The sequence below is a fragment of the Affinundibacterium danionis genome (assembly GCF_042432465.1).
Taxonomy (GTDB): Bacteria; Pseudomonadota; Gammaproteobacteria; order Burkholderiales; family Burkholderiaceae_D; genus Undibacterium; species Undibacterium danionis.
This window is the reverse complement of sequence record NZ_JBHLXJ010000002.1, coordinates 40316-61826: the sequence shown is the minus strand read 5'-3', so window position 1 is coordinate 61826 and position 21511 is coordinate 40316. Positions and strand designations below refer to the sequence as shown.

At 47.1% G+C, this 21511-nt stretch carries 18 protein-coding genes; 10 read left to right on the top strand and 8 right to left on the bottom strand.

Annotation, left to right across the window (positions count from 1 at the left end):
• The first annotated feature begins 7 nt into the window (after window positions 1-7).
• Entirely contained in the window at window positions 8-2299 is a 2292-nt protein-coding gene (locus ACFFJH_RS00295) for a DUF6600 domain-containing protein (RefSeq protein ID WP_390209264.1), read from the top strand.
• Window positions 2300-2398: 99 nt separating this feature from the next.
• On the opposite strand, the gene ACFFJH_RS00290 is transcribed toward ACFFJH_RS00295, so the two are convergent.
• Window positions 2399-3952 (bottom strand): S10 family peptidase, encoded by a 1554-nt coding sequence (locus ACFFJH_RS00290; RefSeq protein WP_390209263.1) that lies wholly within the window; start codon window positions 3950-3952, stop codon window positions 2399-2401.
• Window positions 3953-4230: 278 nt separating this feature from the next.
• Between ACFFJH_RS00290 and ACFFJH_RS00285 the strand changes: the two genes are divergently transcribed.
• From ACFFJH_RS00285 to ACFFJH_RS00255, 7 genes are all read left to right on the top strand, one after another.
• Window positions 4231-4575: a hypothetical protein gene (locus tag ACFFJH_RS00285; protein ID WP_390209262.1), complete on the top strand. Its 345-nt coding sequence runs from the start codon at window positions 4231-4233 to the stop codon at window positions 4573-4575.
• Between the two features lie 419 nt (window positions 4576-4994).
• Window positions 4995-5405 carry a hypothetical protein gene (locus ACFFJH_RS00280; RefSeq protein ID WP_390209261.1) on the top strand — a complete coding sequence of 137 codons (411 nt, stop codon included), beginning with the start codon at window positions 4995-4997 and terminating at the stop codon, window positions 5403-5405.
• Entirely contained in the window at window positions 5405-5596 is a 192-nt protein-coding gene (locus tag ACFFJH_RS00275) for a helix-turn-helix transcriptional regulator (protein WP_390209865.1), read from the top strand. The genes ACFFJH_RS00280 and ACFFJH_RS00275 overlap by 1 nt, the downstream gene beginning before the upstream one ends.
• 97 nt (window positions 5597-5693) lie before the next feature.
• Window positions 5694-6701, top strand: coding sequence for an alpha/beta fold hydrolase (locus ACFFJH_RS00270; RefSeq protein WP_390209260.1), 1008 nt, complete (start codon window positions 5694-5696; stop codon window positions 6699-6701).
• 438 nt (window positions 6702-7139) lie between these two features.
• A complete protein-coding gene (locus ACFFJH_RS00265; RefSeq protein WP_390209259.1) occupies window positions 7140-8000 on the top strand; it encodes a hypothetical protein in 861 nt (286 codons plus the stop codon).
• A gap of 103 nt (window positions 8001-8103) precedes the next feature.
• Window positions 8104-9669, top strand: coding sequence for a sensor histidine kinase (locus ACFFJH_RS00260; RefSeq protein ID WP_390209257.1), 1566 nt, complete (start codon window positions 8104-8106; stop codon window positions 9667-9669).
• 333 nt (window positions 9670-10002) lie between these two features.
• On the top strand, window positions 10003-10266 hold the full coding sequence (locus tag ACFFJH_RS00255; RefSeq protein WP_390209256.1) for a DUF2249 domain-containing protein: 264 nt from the start codon (window positions 10003-10005) through the stop codon (window positions 10264-10266).
• A gap of 101 nt (window positions 10267-10367) precedes the next feature.
• Here the strand turns inward: ACFFJH_RS00255 and ACFFJH_RS00250 are convergent, their stop codons facing one another.
• The 7 genes from ACFFJH_RS00250 to ACFFJH_RS00220 form a co-directional block, all read right to left on the bottom strand.
• Window positions 10368-10724, bottom strand: a complete 357-nt coding sequence (locus ACFFJH_RS00250; protein WP_390209255.1) for an antibiotic biosynthesis monooxygenase family protein — start codon at window positions 10722-10724, stop codon at window positions 10368-10370.
• 51 nt (window positions 10725-10775) lie between these two features.
• Window positions 10776-11246, bottom strand: a complete 471-nt coding sequence (locus tag ACFFJH_RS00245; RefSeq protein WP_390209254.1) for a hypothetical protein — start codon at window positions 11244-11246, stop codon at window positions 10776-10778.
• A gap of 34 nt (window positions 11247-11280) precedes the next feature.
• Window positions 11281-12033, bottom strand: coding sequence for an SDR family oxidoreductase (locus tag ACFFJH_RS00240; protein ID WP_390209253.1), 753 nt, complete (start codon window positions 12031-12033; stop codon window positions 11281-11283).
• Window positions 12034-12133: 100 nt separating this feature from the next.
• Window positions 12134-12769: a DUF2306 domain-containing protein gene (locus ACFFJH_RS00235; RefSeq protein ID WP_390209251.1), complete on the bottom strand. Its 636-nt coding sequence runs from the start codon at window positions 12767-12769 to the stop codon at window positions 12134-12136.
• Between the two features lie 281 nt (window positions 12770-13050).
• Window positions 13051-14211 (bottom strand): o-succinylbenzoate synthase, encoded by a 1161-nt coding sequence (gene menC / locus ACFFJH_RS00230; protein WP_390209249.1) that lies wholly within the window; start codon window positions 14209-14211, stop codon window positions 13051-13053.
• A gap of 11 nt (window positions 14212-14222) precedes the next feature.
• Window positions 14223-15641 (bottom strand): transporter permease, encoded by a 1419-nt coding sequence (locus ACFFJH_RS00225; protein WP_390209248.1) that lies wholly within the window; start codon window positions 15639-15641, stop codon window positions 14223-14225.
• Window positions 15642-15779: 138 nt separating this feature from the next.
• Window positions 15780-18536, bottom strand: coding sequence for a TonB-dependent receptor (locus ACFFJH_RS00220; RefSeq protein ID WP_390209247.1), 2757 nt, complete (start codon window positions 18534-18536; stop codon window positions 15780-15782).
• A 350-nt stretch (window positions 18537-18886) separates the two neighbouring features.
• On the opposite strand from ACFFJH_RS00220, the gene ACFFJH_RS00215 reads away from it, so the two are divergent.
• Window positions 18887-20152, top strand: coding sequence for a cyanophycinase (locus tag ACFFJH_RS00215; protein ID WP_390209245.1), 1266 nt, complete (start codon window positions 18887-18889; stop codon window positions 20150-20152).
• A gap of 5 nt (window positions 20153-20157) precedes the next feature.
• Window positions 20158-21507, top strand: coding sequence for a M20 metallopeptidase family protein (locus tag ACFFJH_RS00210; RefSeq protein ID WP_390209244.1), 1350 nt, complete (start codon window positions 20158-20160; stop codon window positions 21505-21507).
• Window positions 21508-21511 lie beyond the last annotated feature (4 nt).

The window sequence follows — 21511 nt, the reverse complement described above, 5'->3', positions numbered from 1 at the left end:
CATCACCATGACACTGATACATCACACAAGAAAACTTCTGAGCCTTGCTGCCATCAGCTTTGCCACTTTTGGCTTGACACCTGCAGCAAGTGCACAAGATGAACCGCCAGCACGAGTCGCAAGGGTTGGCTACGCTTACGGTAACATTAATTTTGCCGATGCAGGCAGTAATGAATGGGTGCCGCTACTCGCTAATCGTCCGATATCCACTGGAGATAGCGTCTTTGTGCCCGCCAATGGCAGAGCTGAGCTGCAAGTTGGTGCCAACGCCTTACGAATGGCCGAGCAAACACGCATTAGCTTTATTAATCTGAACGATGACAATATTCAAATCAAACTCTCGCAAGGCAGCATCGTATTGCGGGTTCGCGCCATGCAAGAAAAAGAAAATATAGAAGTCAGCACGCCCAATCTGAATTTCTCTATTCAGGAACCCGGTGAATATCGTATCAATGTGAATGACGACAATACCAGTACCATCATCGTACGCAACGGTATAGGTGTCGCACAAGGTGATCGCGATATCATCACCTTGCGCGCTGGCGAGCAAACTCGCTTTTCTGGAACCAATTTAAATCATACCCAAATCACCCGCGTGCCACCGTTTGACACCTTTGATCAATGGGCAGCTGATCGTGACCGTGCCGACGAAAATTCTATTTCCGCTCGCTACGTCCCGCGCGAAGTAGTTGGCTATCAACAACTTGACGATTACGGTATTTGGGAAACCCATGTTGAATACGGTGCCATCTGGTATCCACGCGGCATCTCAGTGGGCTGGGCGCCATACCGTGATGGTCAGTGGGTTTGGGTTGCACCTTGGGGGTGGACATGGGTAGATCGTGCACCGTGGGGCTTTGCTCCGTATCACTACGGTCGCTGGGCATTCGTGGGCAAACGCTGGGGCTGGGTGCCAGGTCGTTATGAACGTCATTACCGTCCAGTGTACGCGCCAGCACTGGTGGCTTTTGTCGGTGTCGGCAGCAATGGTATCAGTGCTGGAATCAATCTCAGCAGCCGCAACCACGGCCCTTCCGTATCATGGTTCCCGCTGGGACCTGGCGAAGTCTATCATCCGCACTACACACAAAACAGTCGCTATATCCAAAATTTGAATCAAACAGTGATCATCAATAACACCACCGTCATCAATCGACCTGATCGTGGCTATCGCAACCAAAATGTACACAATGCGATCACATCGGTTCCAACCAGAACCTTTGTTCGTGGTGAACATGTATTCCCTGCGTCGTCCTCTATTTTATCGGGACAGATTAAACAAATGCAGGTTGCTACCGAAGCCCCCAATCTGGTGCCAGAAAGAGGCAATCGATTTGGTGATGCACGTCCGCGCAACTGGCAAGAAAATGATCAGTTCCGTAGCCGCCCAGTTATGAACAATTCAAATCGTGGTGAAGCGATGCAAACCACGCCAAATACGGCTGCACCTAGCGGCACATCCAATGGAACGTCGAATGGCATCTTAGGAAATGCCTTCAATCAACGACCACAAGATAATCGTGGTCAGCCTAATAATGTACAAAATAATGCGCCAAATAATCGCGACAATGGACAAGGATTTGGGCGCCGCATCGATAACTTAGAGCGTCCGCAAGCCGCGCTAAATTCGAACGATGCCCGTGCCATGACGGTTCGTAATCCCAACCAACAAATCGCGCCAGCGAATAACAACCTGAACAACACCAATCCATCAAGTTCAGGTATCCGCACATTAGAGGAAATGAACGAGCAACGGAATCGCAATCCACGCATAGAGCGTCTGGAACGTTCTGATCGCTTCGATAAGTTTGATCGGTTCGATCGCTCCGATACGCGTAGCAATAACAATAGTGGATTAAACGCGGGCAGCCCAAGCAATCCAATACCTCAACAGAATCAGCAAACTCAGCAAGCACAGCAGGTGCAACAAGTCCCACAAGCACCAGCCATCAATACGCAGCGAGCAGAAAGTCGTCGTGAAAGTTTTGATCGCAACAACGCGCCAGTCAACGTACAAGATAATAGCGCGGCGATGCAAGTGCAACGTCCGATGGAGCGTCAAGTGGAACGTCCTAGCCGCGCCATCATGAACGAACGTAGTGTGGAACAACATAGCGAACGGCGCTTAGAAAGAAGTATTGAGCGCCCGGTAGAACGTTCTGTTGAGCGCCCACCAGCAATGCCGCAGGCCACCATGCCGCAAGCACCAAGAGCAGAGCCTCGTCCAGCACCTGAAGCGAGAAAAGAGGTGAAAGCTGAAAAGGAAAAAGAAGGTGAGAAAAGAAAATTTGAGCGTTAATCATTTTCTGCTCAATCTTATACTTATTCCAAACATAGAAAAAACGGCGCACAGAGCGCCGTTTTTTTCTACTAATTTCAAAACCTAATTGAGGACTTTTTAGTATTTCGCCGCTTGCCCATTCGCTGGAGTCGCCTTTTTAATGAACTCACGAATATGCTCGTTTGAAGTGACCAAATCTTCCGAACGTAGGTACATCATGTGACCACTGCGATAGCCTTTAAACTCCATACGATCACGCATCTTGCCACTAGGATCGACTTGCCACATGGTGTACTTCGCATCGAAATAAGTAGTTGCGCCGTCGTAGTAGCCGGACTGTACTAACAAGCGCATGTAAGGATTTTCTGCCATCGCCAATCGTAGATTTTCTCCCGTACGGTCATTGCTGTTATCCCATGGATGCACTGGGCCGAACATGTTGTACTTGACATCAGTTTTGTATTTCAACACATCACGTAAATAATGATTAATCGCTGGTGTAAACGAATGCAACCAGGAAGTCAATTCAGCATTGTAATCAGGGCCGCTGCCTGCATCCATTCGGTCTATCCCTAAATAGCGAGAATCCAGACGCCCCACCGTTTGTCCGCGAGTGCGCAACAAATCTTTCCAGAAATAAGAAGTAGGCACTGCGAGATTGTGCTGCAACACGGTCGTCTCAGATAAACCAGAGTAACGTGCTACTTTCGCTGCCATCTCTTTACGTTGAGTTGGATCGATAAATCCACCTTTGGACAAAGCAGGAATAAATTCATTGAGCGTGAAAGTTTCGACTTCCGCCAAGACGTCATTCAAATCGCGCTTTTGCAAATCGGCCGCTAAAACTTTATGATGCCAAGCGGATGCCGTGTAGTAAGGTAGACTCAAAGCATCGCTGACGGGGCCTTCACGTTTAATGCCCAATCCCGTTGGCGAGACCAAGATCACACCGTTCAAATACATCCAGTGATTATTTTGTAGTTCTTTAGCGAGACCAGATACGCGCGCGGTACCATAACTTTCACCGATCAGATATTTCGGTGAATTCCAGCGACTATTGCGCGATACGAAAGTATTCAGCCATTCCGCCAAATATGCGATATCGGCATTCACGCCAAAGAACTGATTACGGTCTGCTTTAGGATCGAGAATGCGGGAGAAACCCGTATTCACAGGATCGATGTACACAATATCGGCCACATCCAAAATCGAATGCGGATTATCACGGATACCATAAGGCTGAACTGGATAACCTTCATCATCAATATTTAGCATTTTGGGGCCGGTATAAGCCACATGCATCCACACCGAAGCGGAGCCTGGGCCACCATTAAACGAGATGACCAAAGGACGCTTATCACGATTACTCACATCACTACGCTGATAGTAGGTATAAAACAGCGATGCAATCACCTTGCCATCTTTGTCCCACACTGGCTGCGTTCCAGCCGTTGCTTTATAAGGTACCAGCTTGCCTTTGATAGTCACTTGACCATTTGAATGAACCGCGGATTCTGCAGCCAACAAGCGATCATTAGTAGCGCTGGCTTTTGAGCGCTCCACTGCCGGGGCAGTTGCGGATGCGGGTGTCGCTGCCGTGCTTGCATCCTGAGCATAAGCACTAGACATGCACAACAGCATACTAGCAAGAAGTAAGTTGGATTTTTTCATAGTAATGTGTCGCCTCTCTTTTTTATAGTCTGGTTAAGTTGATGCGATCTCACCAGAGCAATTATGGAAATATGAAAGATATTTTTGTGCGTCTAGACCTTGGAACATGTTCGCGCTTCTCTAAACAGGCAAAAACAATTTAGCCCACCTAGGATATATTAGGCTCAAATAAGTTCCCTCAAGCGGCTCATTTGGGCAGCACTTGCCAGCGTATAATACGCAAAATTCCCACAAAATCAGTCGTAAAAAGACAAAACTAAGTACAACGAGGAACCAAAATGAGCGATAACACCGATATCCAAATCTGCGGTACTTTCAAAGTAAATGACGCCAACGGCAAAGAACATACGATCAAAGGTATACGAATCTACGACGAAGGCTATGGCATTATTGACGTCTTCGTCGATTTTGCGGCGCCTATGGAAGCTGGCAGCTATCGCGATCGCGCGTTGATTAAACAAATCATGCAGGCACTACATAAAGCTGGCTACGTCGGCCCAGATTTTGGCGTTACGGACCCAAGCTTGCAGGAACGCAAAATGATAGTTTTAGAAGCCCCGGAAGAGTTCTGTACCTTCGCCAAAAGCAAAGGTTGGAAAAATTTAGCTGAAGAATTTGAGTAAAACTGTCGTGCTCAAATAGTCGCTTTTTTCATACAATTTGAACTGTCACAAAATTTTTTGTAAAGGATGCTTGACATCCTATTTTTTTCGTTTAATATGTCAAACATGCTTTACACATTTAGATGTGCAAAGCTTAGTAGCTAGCAATAAAAACAGTAACAAAAAAAGAGCGGCATTTTATTAGCTGCTTATTTTTTACCAAAGCATGTCAAGCTTACTTGACTAAAATGAAGAATACGAAATCGTTTTAGATTAAGTCGAAGTAGATTAAGTAGCAGTAAATTAAGCAACAAACCAGTCATCAAAGTAAAACCTTGGCAGGATGTTCCCATGTTTGGATTCCTGCTTTTTTTAAACACAGTGATGTAAAACAAACTTTACAAACCAAGTTTGCGTCATTTCAAAATAAGGAGCACACAATGTTGAACAATCAATACTCAAAGAAAGACAAAGCACTAGCGAAACAATATGGCATGGAACTTGGATTGAGCCTACTGATTTACATCGTCGTCTTAATGGCATCCATCTATTTCGCCAAAGCAATGGAAGATGGCTTAGTTCGCACACTGACCGTATTAACGCCTTGCATCCCTGCACTCGGTGCTTTATGGGCGATCGTACGTCAATTCAAACGTCTCGATGACTATCTCCGCGTCTGGCTGTTAGAAATCCTGGCCATCTCGGGTGCAATCACCACAATTTTTAGTTTCAGTTATGGCTTTTTAGAAGGCATAGGCTATCCCAAGTTGAGTGGTTTCATTACTTATGCGATTTTCATGGGAAGCTGGGGCGCTATTACTTGCATACGCAAAATCATGGAGCGTGAATGATGAGAAACATCGTTAAAGAACTACGCACAGACCGAGACTGGAGCCAGGCAACCTTGGCAGATCATCTAGAAGTATCGCGTCAGACAGTGAATGCGATAGAAACAGGACGCTACGATCCCAGCCTCCCCTTAGCATTCACCATCAGCAAACTATTTGGAAAACCTATAGAGCAAATATTTTTTGAAGACTGATTTTTAAATACGAATCTGATTAAAAAAAACAAATCAAAACTTAACGAATACAAAGCACAAAGTTCTTTACCTATTTTTAGTTATCAAAGGAAAAATCATGAAACTTACTTCTTTCTACACTACAAAAGACGCAGCAAAATATCCTGTAAAACGTATTGCTTTCATCATGTTGATCGCACTCATTAGCTCGCTTAATAGCAATAGCGCGAGAGCCGCGACCGCAACAACCGCAGCAACAATGAGCATTAGTACACCGAGTCAGGCAACTAGCGCAGTTGAATATCAAATTGGCAGCATGTATGTCGAGGAATATCTCAACCCCAATGCTAAAGGTGCGCCTATCATTTTGATTCCCGGCTTATCTAGCGGCGGCTATATCTGGGATGAGACCGTCAAAGCACTGCGCAATGAACATAGTTTGTATGTGATTACACTAGCCGGTTTTAATGGTAAGCCAGCTATCGCCGGCCCTAAGATCGTCAAAGCAAAACAATCTTTACTCGAACTAATTACTAGCAAACAAATCGACAAACCGATCTTGGTTGGACATAGTCTAGGATCTCTGCTCTCCACTTGGTTTGCGGTCGATCATTCAGCGCTAATACGCGGTGTATTTGCGATCGACGGCTTACCCGTTTTTCCACGCACCGAAAATGTCCCAGCGGCGCAACGTCCAGCAATGGCACAAGCCGCCAAAACACAAATGGCGAATGTGACTCAGGCAGTTTTTGCAGAACAACAATTACAATACATGCGTGGCATGGGTGTAGTTGACGAAAAAAACGCACAGACTTTAGCTGAACTGAGCAGCAAAAGTGACCGCGTCGCAGTCGCAGAATACATGGGTGAATTATTAGAACTGGACATCCGCGCAGACCTGCCAAAAATCAGCGTGCCATTGACTTTTATTTCACCTTACTATGCACCTGATTTTGCTCCAGCCAATTTATCCGAAGAAGCGAAACACGCTTACTACGGCACGCTGCTCAAAGGGGTTCCTCAATTGAATATTGTCGGCATCACGAATTCACGTCATTTCCCTATGGTTGATCAGCCTAAGGTTTTTGCAGATAAATTGACACAGTTTATTAAATCTCTGCCTTGAATGATGTGCTGTTTAAGCACGAAACTATGCCGATCAATAGTTCATGCATAGTCAAGTTAAGCTGATTAACAAACTCTATTAGACTTATCAAAACGCTCTTTCATGTGAACGGCATCCGCATGAAAGAGCCACATACATGTAAGACAACTAGGAAAAAGCTATACAGATTGACATTTTCATTTGACAGGTTTCAAGCTAAAAGGAATACTGTAATGACTCTAAGCCTACTTTCATTACTGTCACCAGCACATGAAAATCCTTCTCAGCTTACATCAAAGAATAAGCAAACCAAGTAGGCCGACCTGTACTCCTGCAGCGATGGTAAAGTCTGACTTTTCAGCTGACCTCTCATCTCAATTGACGTCGTTAATTAAACGCCCTTTCATCAAACTGAGCTTACTGAAATTATTGTGCTTATTAGTGTGTTTATTAGGCGTCATGAGCCTAAGTAGTTTTTCAAGTGCGGCACCTACTCACTCGACTGAAAATTCCACTGGCAACAAGACCGTTACCTATGCCTGGGCAGAGTCCATGGCCAATGATAAACGCGGGCTCTATCCGATACAATTACTACAACTAGCTCTGCAAAAGTCTGGGGGAAACTATCAAACCAAACCGAGTAAACGCGACATGCCGCAATGGCGAACGCTGCGTCACGTTGAATTAGGGCTTGGGATCGATGTAATATGGACCTTCACCACACCAGAGCGCGAAACCAGTCTATTACCGATACGCATCCCCATAGACCGCGGACTGTTAGGTTGGCGACTGCTACTAATCAAGGAAGATTTCAGCGCTCAATTTGCACTTCTCAGCAGTCCTGAACAACTCAAAAAGCTGCGCGCAGGACAAGGACACGATTGGCCCGATTTTCCAATTCTCCAGCAAAATGGTTTTACCGTCAGTCCAAGCGCCAGCTATGAAGGTTTGTTTCATATGCTGACACTGAACCGCATACAGTACTTTCCACGCGCAGTGACTGAAATTGACATCGAACTAGCGGCACGTCCTAACATGGGATTGGCGATAGCGCCTAAGTGGGTATTTTTCTATCCTGCGCCGCTGTATTTTTTTGTAAAAAAAGACCAGCAAGAACTCGCTGCGGCAATAGAAAAAGGCTTACATCTCGCGATTCAGGATGGGAGTATGCGACAATTATTTTTGCGGCATTTCGGAACAGCGATTCAACACGCAAATTTAAAATCGAGACAAGTCATACGACTACAAAATCCACTATTGACGAAAGAAACACCGATTAATCAAGCTGATTTATGGTTCTCACCTGAACGTGGTTTTTAGCGAAGCTATCAAGACTGGCATGAAGCAAGCTTTACCAGAAAACTAGAGCAACAATCAAGAAGGAAAGTAAGACGCGATCACAACCATCTCACCCTATACTTTTATGCCCAGCTCTCCCACTTCCTCGTCCGCGCCATCGTACAATAAAAGCGAAAATCGTCATCAAGATGGTAGCCACACAACACATAGTCAACACAAGCGGAGCCTGAGTACCCGCATAGTGATTGTGGTACTACTATATACGCTAGTCGTAGCGGCCATCGTCTCAGGATTGCAGACCTATCGTGCCTATCAAAGTGCACTACAAGATGTACAACTGCATTTCAAAGAAATCGAATCTAGTTATTTACCAAGTCTAGCCGCTGGTATGTGGTCAGTTGATCAAGCGCGGGTCAACGCTCTGCTCGACGGTATCGCCAAAATGCCGGATATTGGACGTCTGCGCCTACAAGACGAAATTCATCAAACCGAGAGTCGTCAACACCCGCTGTTCGTAAAAGCACTTTTTAGCCGCAGTTTTAAAATCGTACACACCGAAGATGACGAACAATTTGTCATGGGCGAATTAAGTGTTGATTTGATGGATGTCGAAATCCAAAAAAATCTAATAGAAACAGCAAAGTCGATTGCGATCACCACCACCATCACTTTAATGTTGTCTTCGCTGTTTATCTTATTTTTACTTCGAGTCTGGATTATTCGCCATCTAAAAAACATGGCTGATTATGTGCAAAAAATTGACCTCAATCATTTGGACTATGAGCTCAAATTAGAGCGACATAACAGTCATACTAAAGATGAACTCGATACCGTTGTTTTAGCTATTAATCAAATGCGTCTTAGCTTGCAAGATGATATTTCCCAGCGTAACAAACTAGATCAGGAGCTGGCGAAACATCGCGAACAACTAGAACAACTTGTTAGTGAAAGAACTGCCGATCTACAGAAAAAAACTGCACAACTAGAAGCCCAGTCACAAGAACTCCTACAACAAAATCAGGAGCTTGATGCGTATGCTCATACCGTGGCACACGACTTAAAACAACCAGTCAGCAACTTAATCGCCGCCTCCGATTTATTGAATACCGACAAGCTACAACTCTCAGCAGAAAAAAGTCAGAGTCTGCTCGCCAGCATACAAAATTCTGCAAAAAAAATGCATGCTATTATCGACTCACTGCTGCTCTTATCCAATATCCGAAAAAATGAAACTATACCTAGCGTCAGTTTCAATACTAAGCTATCGGCGATGGAAGCCTGCAAACAACTACAAGATTTCGCGCAGCAACGTGGCGCCCACATTGAGTTGCACGAATTCTGGCCGAATGCCTATGGCTACGAACAATGGGTAGAAGAAATCTGGTCGAATTTTTTATCCAATGCGATCAAATATGGCGGAGAAAATCCCAAGATAGAATTAGGCGCCAGCTTGGCCGAACCAGGTATGGTGAAATGCTGGGTAAAAGATTACGGTAAAGGTTTGAGCGAGGCACAACAAAAAGCCATCTTTCATCATTTTGTCCGATTTGATGTGCTGGCTGCGGAAGGTCATGGACTGGGCTTGTCCATCGTCAAACGTATAGCCGCAAAACTGGGCGGCAAGACGGGTTATGAACGTACGGATGACGGTGGTAGTTTGTTTTGGTTTACGCTGCCTGCTAGTGAATAGTTCTGAATTCATTTAACGACAGGCTGTGTGCCAGCATTTTTCAACTTTCATATCTTTCATTCTATATCCGCCATTTCCCACAAAAATCCAACTACGATCAGTCCGATAAAAAAACTGACGCTCGTCAAGAAAAGTCAGTACAAAACAAGTTTCCTCTCAGCAAGCGCGGGTATTTCCCTTTAGGCTTATCCATGATGAGACTCTGAGTTCAGTCAGCGAGACCTCAGATTCAGCATTGCCGACGCTAGCGGCCGTTCATCCATAGTCGTCGTTGACTAATGAGTCTTGGCCGAGGATTAGCCATTATTTTTGATTTCATAAAGGAGAAATTTTATGCCACACGATTGTTCACGCCCTAGTACCGAAGCGGACATATACGCGTTCGATGCACGCTGTGTCGCGAAGCGCTTTCGCCATGCCGCGATCTTCGGCGCACTCTCAGCGTTGCAACCAGGAGAAACCATGCGCTTTTGTAATGATCATGACCCCATTCCGCTGTTGCATCAAATTGGTGATCATTTCGGCGACAAAATTAAGATGGCCTATATTTCACGCGAGCCAGGTGAAATTGTCATCGACTTTCTAGTTTGCGCATAAGCTAAAAAATGTTTTGACATGAAGTTGCCATCCTTAATCAAAGAACATGATCCATGGGTCGAATCAATGAGTCGAGTCAATGAGTCTGGATGGCAGCAGCGCTAATGATCAGTATTGGAAGATGTTACCTCGGCAGGTTTTAAGTCAGCAGTGATATGCGTCATATTTCCATCACCGTATGATTTAAACACCTGCGCCAGCACCACTTGATAGCCTTTATACCATTGAGCATATTTTCGCTTGGCTTGCAAATGTTGAGGATGCGTTGCTAGGATTTTCAGGCTTTCCATATTATCCCAGTAGTAGGTCGCATTGTGGCGTTTACCATCTTCAGTCTGCCAAACTTCAACACCTAAATATCCGGGAATAGTAGCCACCAAAGCTTCAATTTCAGCATTTAAAGCATTAAATTCCTGATCATAAATTCCCGGTTCCCAGATGAAGCTAGCAGTGTACATAGTTGTCCCGAAATAAGGGTTAAATAAAAAAGGAAAAGAACAATAATAGTTCTATGCGCAAGGTTCCGGGGCATCGAGCGATTTGAGGTAACGAAGAAGCACACGGCGTGCTCGATATACGCGCCGAAATTCCTGAAAAGTCAGGTACCAACATGCAGCAGTCAATATAAGCGCAGGCAACAATAAAAAGACGCCTTGCCAAATCGCTGCCACGCACACGATAAACATCGGCAAACAAAAAATACTCAACAACGCAAATAGAATTAACTGCCTCTGAAAAAATGGCATACACACCGACTGCGTCAAATGATCAAACCAACCGTAAATCTCACGCCAGTGCTGCGGTGCGGGCATCACCATGGTGAGCCTATCTCCAACTTTAGGATGCAAGTGACCGAAGCTACGTGCTTCACCCGATTCACCTTGCGTAGAGACAAAACCGAATTGAGTAAATCGCCCACGCTTACTTGTTATGTAAGTCACTTCAGAAACTTCCGACAAAGTTAAGTGCTGTAAATGCATCTCAAAGCCTCATATTTTGCATACGATGAAACGCTTACAAACCACCCGCAGGATCAATAAAACTGCCCGTAACAAAAGAGGATTTATCACTAGCGAGCCATAATATTGCCTCAGCGACTTCTATAGGCTGACCACCTCTTTGTAAAGGTATTTTAGACTTTAAACGATTGACGCGATCTGGCTCGCCGCCCGAGGCATGCATCTCGGTAAAGATCAATCCAGGACGTACTGCATTCACACGAATTCCCTCAGCGGCAACTTCCAGCGCCAAACCGCGGGTTAAGGTATCAACCGCCGCTTTAGACGCAGCATAATCAATATACTCATCTGGCGATCCGCTCTTAGACGCCATCGAAGATATATTCACAATCGTGCCACCATGCCCTCCATGTTTCGTGGACATGCGTTTCACCGCCTCTTTGCAACACAAAAAACAGCTCATCACATTGCTCAATAAAACCGTACTAAAACGCGCCTCCGTCATTTCTTCCAAACGGCATTGCGTTTTTAAGATCGCTGCATTATTGACCAACACACTAACGCGCCCCAACTCACGATCTACCGTTTCAAACAAGCGAGCAACCTCGCTGGCTACGGTAACATCAGCCTTCACCGTAATACAAGATCCGCCAAACGACACGATCTCATGTTTAAGACGTTCAGCCGCCTCATCATTCGCCAAATAATTAATACAAACAGCATAACCATGTCGTGCAAATAACTTTGCGGCTTCCGCACCGATACCACGACTTGCACCAGTAATAATCACAACCATATTTGAATTCATATGTTTCACCGAAGTTTCACCGCAATTTCACCACAAACAGAATAGGCCATAATACAGTGAGGCCAATTTGATGTTAAAAGCTACTACCCTGATGGCAAAATTAGGCTGACTCAGGGACAGCTTTTCTTGCTCGGCTAGCACGCCAAGTATCTATATACCAGTATTCGGCAACAAGCCAATTAGGCACCCAGCAAAGCCATGCAATGATGGGATAAGCGATCTCAAACGGAATACTCGCGAGCATAGAAGATGGTAAATAAATGCGTAAGGTCACCGCGGCCAAAGTCAAAGAAAAGTTACGTATCATCCAATGACGATGTGCTTTCACTGCACCTCGTCGTATTGCTCGGTAGGCACAAAAACCGGTCCACAGCCAAGCCACTGCAAGACCAGCAAACCCAAGCTTGGCGGCCAAGCCACCAAACGCGAATACAGACATATATAAAGCAGCGAAACCGCCCAAGCCAACGCCGACCGATAAATAAATCCGTCCCAACCAGCGATGCAAATGCGGACGAGAGTTGCGTAACTTTTGCGAAAACTGTAAAGGCCCCAACAACAAGGCAATCGCTGAAGCAAAAATATGGGTATAGATGCCCAATTGATGCGCATTAAAATTAATTCGCATATCAGGATGCACCAATGAACCTAAAGGAAAATAAGCATAGGCGAACAGCGCATAAGCCGCCACACCAAAAGTGAGAAAATAAAGACAGATCGTACGAAATAAGTTCATAAGTATCCCAACATTTTCAAATCTAAAAAGCAGCCTAAGGTAAATTGAGCAAGCTGAGAAGTTACTACGAAATTACAAGGTCGGACACTTCGCACGCCACTTGCTTGCAAACACACTGCCGTAAAGTCATCAGAATTGTATGCGAATAATTATCTTGATCACTAGCAAATTAAAAAAGAAATATGCGTCTATAAGATTTAGACAAAATGGGATAGGCCGCATTGGGCTAGCAGCCTGAGCAGACTTAACAGATTCAAAGTGGTGGGACTAGATTAGTGTCACTAGCGCAGCGATTCACGATACAAGGTAAATCGCGCAACGCGCTCCTCCAACACGGTGACGCCGATTCCAGTCCCCGCAGGTAAAGCGATGAAACCATCATCAGCCAACACTACGCCAGGCTCAACAATATCTTCTTTAAAGTAGCGTGAAGTTTCAGACGTATCTCCGGGCAAAGTGAAACCTGGTGAGGTCTGTAATTGCAGATTGAAGGCGCGGCCGATGCCGGTTTCATCCATGCCACCTGACCACACGCCTATGCCAGCCTGTTGGCACAAGGCTGCGATGCGTAGTGATTCGATCATGCCGCCTACCCTGCCCTGCTTAATATTGATCACACGAGCTGCTTTCAGTGCCAAAGCCGAGCGTGCGTCATCTAGATCGTGAATTGACTCATCAAGGCACAATGGGGTCGCCAGTTCTTGCTGCAAGGCGGCGTGTTGAACGATATCGCTGTACGACAAAGGCTGCTCTATCATGGTCAGATTGAAAGCATCGAGATCACGCAAATGCGCTGCATGCTCAAGGCGGTAATCGCCATTAGCATCCGCCATTAGCATCAATTTTGGATACGCCTCACGAATGGCGCGCACCCATTCAATATCCTTGCCTTGCATGATCTTGAGTTTGACGCGGTGATAAGGGCGGCTCATTGCGTCTGCTACCGCATCAAGTAAGGCCGGAATCGAATCTTGTATACCTAAGCTAATACCCGACTGAATACGCCGTGCTGGCAATCCCAATAAGTCATGCAAAGGTCGATTTTGTTGGCGCGCGATCAAATCCAACAAGGCGTTTTCGACCATGGCCTTTGCCATGCCATGCCCACGTACTGGGCTCCAACGCTTCAGTAGTTCGCCGATAGTTTGTCCTGGCGTCAGCAAGGGTAACAAAAACTCTTTAAAAATATGGCGTACGGTTTGCGTCGTTTCACTGGCATAAAAAGGATCGGGATCAGCCACACATTCGCCCCAACCAACCACACCGTCTGATTCTAAGCGTAACAAAAGCGCTTCCTTCACCGCCCACGTGTGTACGCTGGTTGCAAATGGTTTCACAAACGGCAGACGCACCGTGATTAAGTCGATCCTATCTAAGACCGGAACACGAGCATTAACGGCTGGAGAAACCGCAACGGCGCAGTGTAAAAATTGTTGATCCATATCCATCATCCTTAGGCATAACCTATCATCACAGCAATCGCTACCATCGCCATTGACATAAGCAAAATCAATAACTGAAAACGCCAAATAATGCCAAACCACCGCGTCCAAGGGACACCGGCAACACCGAGACTTGCCATCAAAATCGCCCCTGTCGGCACGCTCATGTTAGCCATTGCATTACCGAGCTGGTAAGCCAAAACGGCGGTTTGTCGCGTCACCCCGACTAAATCAGACAAGCCTGACATCAAGGGCATATTAATCGCAGCCTGAGCACTGCCAGAATGAATCACGAAGGTAAATCCAGTTTGCACAGCCAGCATGCCTTGCGCTGCTAATAGCGGAGGCCAGGTTTCCAACATACTGCCCATGCTATGCAAAAAAGTATTCAACACGGAAGGTGCATGTGGATTGGCACCACCCAATAAATATTCTATGCCTTTCGCCAATGAAATCACCATCACCGCAGAAACCAATTGCTGCGCTCCACCGACAAAAGCCTCAGCAGCGGCATCAGCGGTCAAACGTTTGGCAATGATCGCCACAATAGCGGCAAAGAAGCATAGCGTGACAAACTGGGTAGCGATCTCAGGAATAAAATAACCCGCCATGACCACACCCCACACAATCCAGATTATCGTACCAACGATACCCGCCAAGATCACGCGATCAGCCAGTGCCAACGGCGGCGTATCGACGGGGATAAGAACTTGACCATTCTCGCCCAACTCGGCTTTGCTGCGATGACGTTCCGCATACCAAAGTGTAAATGCAATGCCAGTGCTGACAAAAATCAAGAACATCGCGATGCGCAAAGGCGCACCAGACAGCAGCGGTACGTTAGCAATACCCTGCGCCAAAGCCACACCAAATGGATTCATCCACGAGGTGCCAAAACCAATTTGACTGGCGACATAGGTAATCATCACGCCTACCTCTGGCGGATAGCCCATACGTAGAATCAAGGGTAACAACAACGCTAGGAAAGCGAGGGTTTCTTCTCCCATCCCAAATACCGCACCACCGGTCGCAAATGCCGCAAACAAAGAACCCAACAGCAAACGTGGATGATGTCCGGTAATCACAATCAAACGTAACAAACCACGATCAACCGCCCCGGTGGCGTTGATCACCCCAAATGCACCACCGACTAATAGAATAAACGCGATTACACCAATCGCCGAACCACTGCGACTACCCGAAGTCATACCTTCAAACGGCGCATTGAGAAAACCAACTTCCTTGCCGCTTCCAAACACCGAGATACTAATATTGTGTTCTGCGACACGATAAGATTCGAGTGAAATCGGCACGCCTTTTTCAAAATATCCCGCCGATACCCAAGGCACCAGCAAGGCCACGAATAAGGCGCCGAAAAGCAAAATGATCAGGGTATTAGGAACCTTGAATTTACGACGCTTGTTGCTCACGTCTGTGCTCGTGCTCACGCTTTTGTTCACGCTTTTACCCATACTAATAGCTCCTGCTAACAATGCTGACCATCTACCCACCCTGTTATAAAAAAGCCCCACCTGAGTGGGGCGTTAAGGCTTGCTGGGAGAATCGATTTAATTGAATTTGTACTGCAGATTGATGAACACAGAACGTCCACGCGGGTCGCCATAAGTCGGGTCCCAAGTCACTTCAAAATAACGTGATTGATTGGTGAATGGTGGTGGCGTATCTAACACATTGATGACACCCGCACGCAATTTCAAGTTCTTTGTGAACGCGTAACTGCCCGACAAATCCCACAGAGAATAAGCTTTTACATCACGATCATTCCACCCCGGATCGGCTAAGCCAGGAATATTCTGATCACGGTAGCTAGAGAAAAAGCTATTCCCCAAGGTCAAGTTGAGTGCTCCATAAGCCCAATCGAGATTGAGCTTATGACGCCAGCGCTGCACCGCTTTGTCATCACGGAAGACGCCCAAGCCATTGGTCAAAGGAGAATTTGGATCAGACTGGAATTTGTACTCAGTCAAATACGTCGCACCGATATTCGCGCTAAAGCGACCATAGGCAGTCGCATCACCACGCCAGTTGAGTGCCAAATCAAAACCTGAGGTATTGAGCTTGCCACGGTTCTCTTTTTTGAACTTCAAATAAGAGACCACACCATCGGAATCACGCACCACGATATTTGGATTATTGTAGTAAACCGGATTATCAAAAACCGTTTGCTCACCAATTTCTGAAATGATGTCGGTTTTGCGTATCATCCAGTAGTCGATACTGCCGTTCCAGTTTTGATTTGGCTCAAGCACCAAACCTAGCGAAAATTGCTTAGACTTTTCTGGTCGAAGTGAAGGATTGCCATAACGATCCAAATCAAACTGCGCAATTTCACCTGACACCGGATCTTTCACAAAACTGGCAATCGTGCCAGAACGCACAGGCAAGAACATTTCAGAAATCGATGGCGCACGGAAACCAGTACCGAAGGACGCACGACCTAACATCGCCTTGCTTGGGCGATAGCTCAATGCGATCTTGGGATTAGTTGTATCGAGATTCTGTGAAGTAACACCGGAGAGCGGATCTTTGACGCCTTTATAGTGATCATAACGTAGCGCAAATTGACCTTCCCATTCTTTGGTGAACGGCGCATTCACCTCTGCATAAAAGCCCGCGATATCACGTGAATTGGATGAGTCCGCCAACAACTCATCAGAGCTAGAACGGTCACCTTGTACATCATTGGTTTTCAAAGCCGCCGTCGATGAAAACTCTGTTTTCTCACGACGCATTTCGGCGCCGACCGCCAGCATCGCATCGCCACCTGCTAAGGACATCAAAGAACGCGTCAACTTACCGTCAAAACTATCACTCGTTCCTTTAGAGACACGTGCGGCGCCCGATATTTTGATCGAGTTCATAAACTTTCTACCGGAATCGTCGGTAGGTGCGACGAATGGGTTATACAGGCCTTTCGCGATCCCATCTAATAATTTGCTGCGCGATACCCAACCGTCGATATCCAAATCGGTGGCCTTATTTACGCTGTGGTTATAAGCGGTATCGTAATCCCAGCTACCAAAACGGCCATTCGCGCCAAGCACAATACGCGAGCTATCACTGGTCACCTCAGTAGTACGTCGTCCAGCATCAGTCAAGCGGAAACGGAAATTAATAGGCGTCGTGATACCTGTTTTTGCCTGCAAATCTTTAGGCAAATAAATACCCGTACTAGTACCGTTAATACTACCGGATGTCGCAGGTGAAGCCGCATACGCCGTCACCGCTTTGCTCTGCAGCGCTTCGATGAATACTTGATGCTCATCCGAAACTAAGAAGGTTGCGCGGCCGATAAAACTTTGCTTTTCTGCTTTTGGATAAACTTCAGAATCACCCATGTAGTTGAATGAACAGCCTTCCGTACCGCCTGGCCCCAAAGGACGCACCACATTCGGGCTGCCATTCACGCAAGCCGCTTTACCTAAACTCACTCGTCGCCCGGGCGAAGGTAGCCATTTACCGCCAGGCCCAGAGCCAAATAAGTAGGATGAATTATTTAAGGTCGCCAATTGCGCGGCAGTTAAATCGACATTGGCAGGAAAAGAGGTGCTAGACAACTGTGGAGAGAGACGGTCTGGCAAGCTATATTCTTGCATGAACTTACGCTCAGAACTCGCTAACCTTTCCATTCTCTGCACGTCCAAAGCACCAAAGACATTAAAACGATCTTTGCCCAAATCACCAAAGCCGCCTGAAATGGAAGCCGTTTTTTTACCGCCACCGCCTTCATCTGTTTTTAAAGCGTACACATTCAGATCCGCGCCTTGATAATCCTTGCGAGTAATGAAGTTGATGACACCACCCATCGCATCAGTACCATAAATTGCGGAGGCACCATCCTTTAATATTTCCACACGTTGAATCGCGCCAGCCGGAATACTATTCAGATCAACACCAGAATTATCGCCAGGGCTAGCGAAATTAGCGAGGCGACGACCATTGAGTAATACCAATGTACTGGACACGCCAAGACCGCGCAGATTGGCACCATTGAAACCACGTTGTCCGCCCATCACATCACTGACACTGGCACCATCGGTTAAGCCACCGACATTGGATGAGATTTTCTGGAGTAATTCCGCCGCAGTAGTGACACCGGTCTTATCGATGTCTTCGCGTTTGATAGTTTCTACGGCCAATGCAGTTTCACCTTCGATGCGCTTGATGCTAGAGCCTGTGATTTCGACGCGCTGTACGGTTTGCGCGACGGCATTCACGCTCAAAACGCTGAGTGCAAATAATACTGCATGGGTACATCGGGAGCGGCGGAATACGAGTGCCGCAGGCTTGCTGACTGGTTTCATGCGATAAGTCCTCGAAAATGTGTCATGTGTGTATGTACTAAACGCGAACACCTTGTTTGCAGTGTTTCTGCGCAACCTTGGAACGATTCGAGTGTATGCAGTGTTTGCTCGCTTGGGCCGTGTCTTTTTGCTTTGCGTCGCACCGTGTGAAACCCGTGTCGCATTCTTGCAATGTTATTTTGCTTACTATGTTGCGAACTTCCGACAGTGCGACATGCATTTACTAATGTGCGCAAAGTTACCGCCGAGCGCATCAGAAGATGGCAGATTGATGGCAACATCCTACTTATAGAGTTAAATCAAGTTTTGTACATCAGTTTCTCAATGAGTTCTCCTAGAAAGGCACGGCTTTGAAATCTTTATTTATGCTCACCTTGCTTGCTGCAAATCTGACTAGTAATAGTGTGTTTGCTGAAGAATCAAATGACAAAGTTGCGTTCCAGCCCGTCGCCGGTATCGTGGTTCCCATGGGCGGTGCGGTACGTGGAGATAACGACGAACTGCGCCAGCGTTTAGTTGATCTCGCTGGAGGCAAAGGTGCAAAATTTGTGGTAATTCCAACCTCTTCCGGCAGTCCACAGGTTACAGGCGAAAATGCCGCACACGAACTGCGACGACGTGGCGCGCAAGTAGAGGTCTTAAAAATTGCGCCGCAATGGCCAGGAGAAAATCTAGAATCCGCCCGTCGTGCTGCCGCTGATCCAGAAAATGTCGCAAAAATTCGCGCCGCCAATGGCGTGTATTTCACCGGTGGTGCGCAAGAGCGTTATGCGGATGTACTCAATCCAAACGGCGTGGCGTCGCCCGTATTGCAAGCGGTGCGTGAGTTACAAGCGCGCGGTGGCGTGGTAGCTGGCACTAGCGCTGGTGCCGCCATCATGAGTCACGTCATGTTTCGCGATGCACTCAATCCTCTATTAGTGCTCAAAGGATTACTTAGGGATGGCAAAGAAATTGAACGAGGTTTGGGATTCGCCGGTGAAGAGATTTTCATAGACCAACATTTTTTGAAGCGCGGACGGATTGGCCGATTGCTCGCTGCCATGCTCGCTAAAGGTTACAAAATAGGATTAGGCATTGATGAAAATACCGCAGCGGTGATTCGCGGCACCGATGTCGAGATCGTGGGTGCCACAGGCGCACTGTTGATTGATTTGCGTGACGCTACGGTAGGCGCTGGGCCAGTCAATGTTAGCAATATACGCATCTCGTATTTAGACAATGGCGACCATTATGATTTGGCGAAGGCACAAGCCAGCGTTTTTCCAGCCAAGCGCGATAAGGGCGAACTGAAATTCAGACAGCCTGATTTCGTTCCTGAATTGGAAAATCCTCGCCTCGACTTCCCCGACATCCTAGGCGAAAACGCTATCCAGCGCGCCTTATCACAATTGGTGGATGGGAATCGTGATCACGTCGTCGGCTTCGCCTTCAGTCTGCTTCCTGCCAAAGGCGATCCTGCACCCGATCTCGGTTTCGAATTTCTATTACGACGCGATGAGCGCACGCGGGCTTGGGAAAGTACAGGTATCGACGGCAAAGACTACTCCGTATTCAATGCACGCCTAGACGTGCGCCCAATACGCATGGCAACGCCACACTATCAAGCATGGTAGTCCCTATGCAAAAGCTGCGGCGCTTACCTCTACTCTTATTTGCTGTCTTACTGAATGCGCAGCTTATTCAAGTACCGGTGCAGGCTCAGACGCAAGCACAACAGCCATCCTTTGATCACACGAAGCTTGATGCCGCCGCCGCGCGTACTTTGCCCGATGTGATCAATTGGCGTCGCGATTTACATGCTCATCCCGAGCTAGCATTTCAGGAGCATAGAACCGCCAATATCGTTGCGACACAATTGCGTAATATGGGCTATGAAGTCACGCAAGGTGTTGCTGGTACTGGCGTAATTGGCTTACTCAAAACCGGACGACCTGGCCCAGTCGTGGCTTTACGCGCCGACATGGACGGCCTACCGGTGAGCGAAGAAACTGGCCTGTCATTCGCGTCTAAGCAAGTGATTAAACCCAATGGCAAACAAGCAAACGGCCAAATAGGTCTGATGCATGCCTGTGGTCATGATATGCACGTCGCCATGCTACTTGGTGCGGCGCGGGTGCTTGCCGATCTGCGAGGACAACTTTCCGGCACCGTCAAATTAGTATTTCAACCTGCTGAGGAAGGCGTCGCCAATGAACCGAATGGTGCGGAACGCATGGTGACAGCTGGCGTCTTGGATAGTCCCAAGGTGGATGCGATGTTTGGCTTACATGTGGGCATCACACCTCAAACAACTGGCACTATTTCGGTGCGTACACGCGGTTTAATGGCGAGCAGCGACAGCTTTGAAATTTTAGTCAAAGGCAAGCAAACCCATGGCGCTTTGCCGTGGAATGGGGTTGATCCTGTCATCGTGAGCGCGCAGATTATATTGGGATTACAAACCATTGTTAGTCGTCAAACCAATCTTACGGCAGCACCAGCCGTCATCACCGTCGGGACTTTGCGGGGAGGACAAAGAGCGAATATCGTACCGGAAACCGTTACTATGAGCGGCACGATTCGCAGCTTTGATCCCGCCATGCGCAAGGATATTTTGGCACAAGTTAAACGCACCGCCGAGCACCTAGCTTCGGCATCAGGTGCGACGGCGACCGTCAATTTTGATGCTGGCTATCCGGTCACTTGGAATGATCCAGAGCTAACTGCAAAAATGCTACCCAGCCTAAGCCGTGTTGTAGGCCCTGCTCTGCTAACCGACGTTCCACCGACCACGACGTCTGAGGATTTTTCTTTCTACGGACAGCACGTTCCTAGTATGTTGTTTTTTCTGGGCGTCAAGCCACCGGGAACTTCAGTTACCGACTGGGCACCCAATCATTCACCTCGTTTTAACCCGGACGAAGCGGCCTTGCTAACTGGCGTGCGTGCCCTTGCTAGCCTAGCTGTCGATTATTTATCTGGAAAATGAAAGC

Excerpts from the sequence above, each read along its gene's own strand:
- ACFFJH_RS00295 (WP_390209264.1), top strand. The coding sequence starts at position 8 with ATGACACTGATACATCACACAAGAAAACTTCTGAGCCTTGCTGCCATC.
- ACFFJH_RS00290 (WP_390209263.1), bottom strand. The coding sequence starts at position 3,952 with ATGAAAAAATCCAACTTACTTCTTGCTAGTATGCTGTTGTGCATGTCT.
- ACFFJH_RS00285 (WP_390209262.1), top strand. The coding sequence starts at position 4,231 with ATGAGCGATAACACCGATATCCAAATCTGCGGTACTTTCAAAGTAAAT.
- ACFFJH_RS00280 (WP_390209261.1), top strand. The coding sequence starts at position 4,995 with ATGTTGAACAATCAATACTCAAAGAAAGACAAAGCACTAGCGAAACAA.
- ACFFJH_RS00275 (WP_390209865.1), top strand. The coding sequence starts at position 5,405 with ATGAGAAACATCGTTAAAGAACTACGCACAGACCGAGACTGGAGCCAG.
- ACFFJH_RS00270 (WP_390209260.1), top strand. The coding sequence starts at position 5,694 with ATGAAACTTACTTCTTTCTACACTACAAAAGACGCAGCAAAATATCCT.
- ACFFJH_RS00265 (WP_390209259.1), top strand. The coding sequence starts at position 7,140 with ATGAGCCTAAGTAGTTTTTCAAGTGCGGCACCTACTCACTCGACTGAA.
- ACFFJH_RS00260 (WP_390209257.1), top strand. The coding sequence starts at position 8,104 with ATGCCCAGCTCTCCCACTTCCTCGTCCGCGCCATCGTACAATAAAAGC.
- ACFFJH_RS00255 (WP_390209256.1), top strand. The coding sequence starts at position 10,003 with ATGCCACACGATTGTTCACGCCCTAGTACCGAAGCGGACATATACGCG.
- ACFFJH_RS00250 (WP_390209255.1), bottom strand. The coding sequence starts at position 10,724 with ATGTACACTGCTAGCTTCATCTGGGAACCGGGAATTTATGATCAGGAA.
- ACFFJH_RS00245 (WP_390209254.1), bottom strand. The coding sequence starts at position 11,246 with ATGCATTTACAGCACTTAACTTTGTCGGAAGTTTCTGAAGTGACTTAC.
- ACFFJH_RS00240 (WP_390209253.1), bottom strand. The coding sequence starts at position 12,033 with ATGAATTCAAATATGGTTGTGATTATTACTGGTGCAAGTCGTGGTATC.
- ACFFJH_RS00235 (WP_390209251.1), bottom strand. The coding sequence starts at position 12,769 with ATGAACTTATTTCGTACGATCTGTCTTTATTTTCTCACTTTTGGTGTG.
- menC (WP_390209249.1), bottom strand. The coding sequence starts at position 14,211 with ATGGATCAACAATTTTTACACTGCGCCGTTGCGGTTTCTCCAGCCGTT.
- ACFFJH_RS00220 (WP_390209247.1), bottom strand. The coding sequence starts at position 18,536 with ATGAAACCAGTCAGCAAGCCTGCGGCACTCGTATTCCGCCGCTCCCGA.
- ACFFJH_RS00210 (WP_390209244.1), top strand. The coding sequence starts at position 20,158 with ATGCAAAAGCTGCGGCGCTTACCTCTACTCTTATTTGCTGTCTTACTG.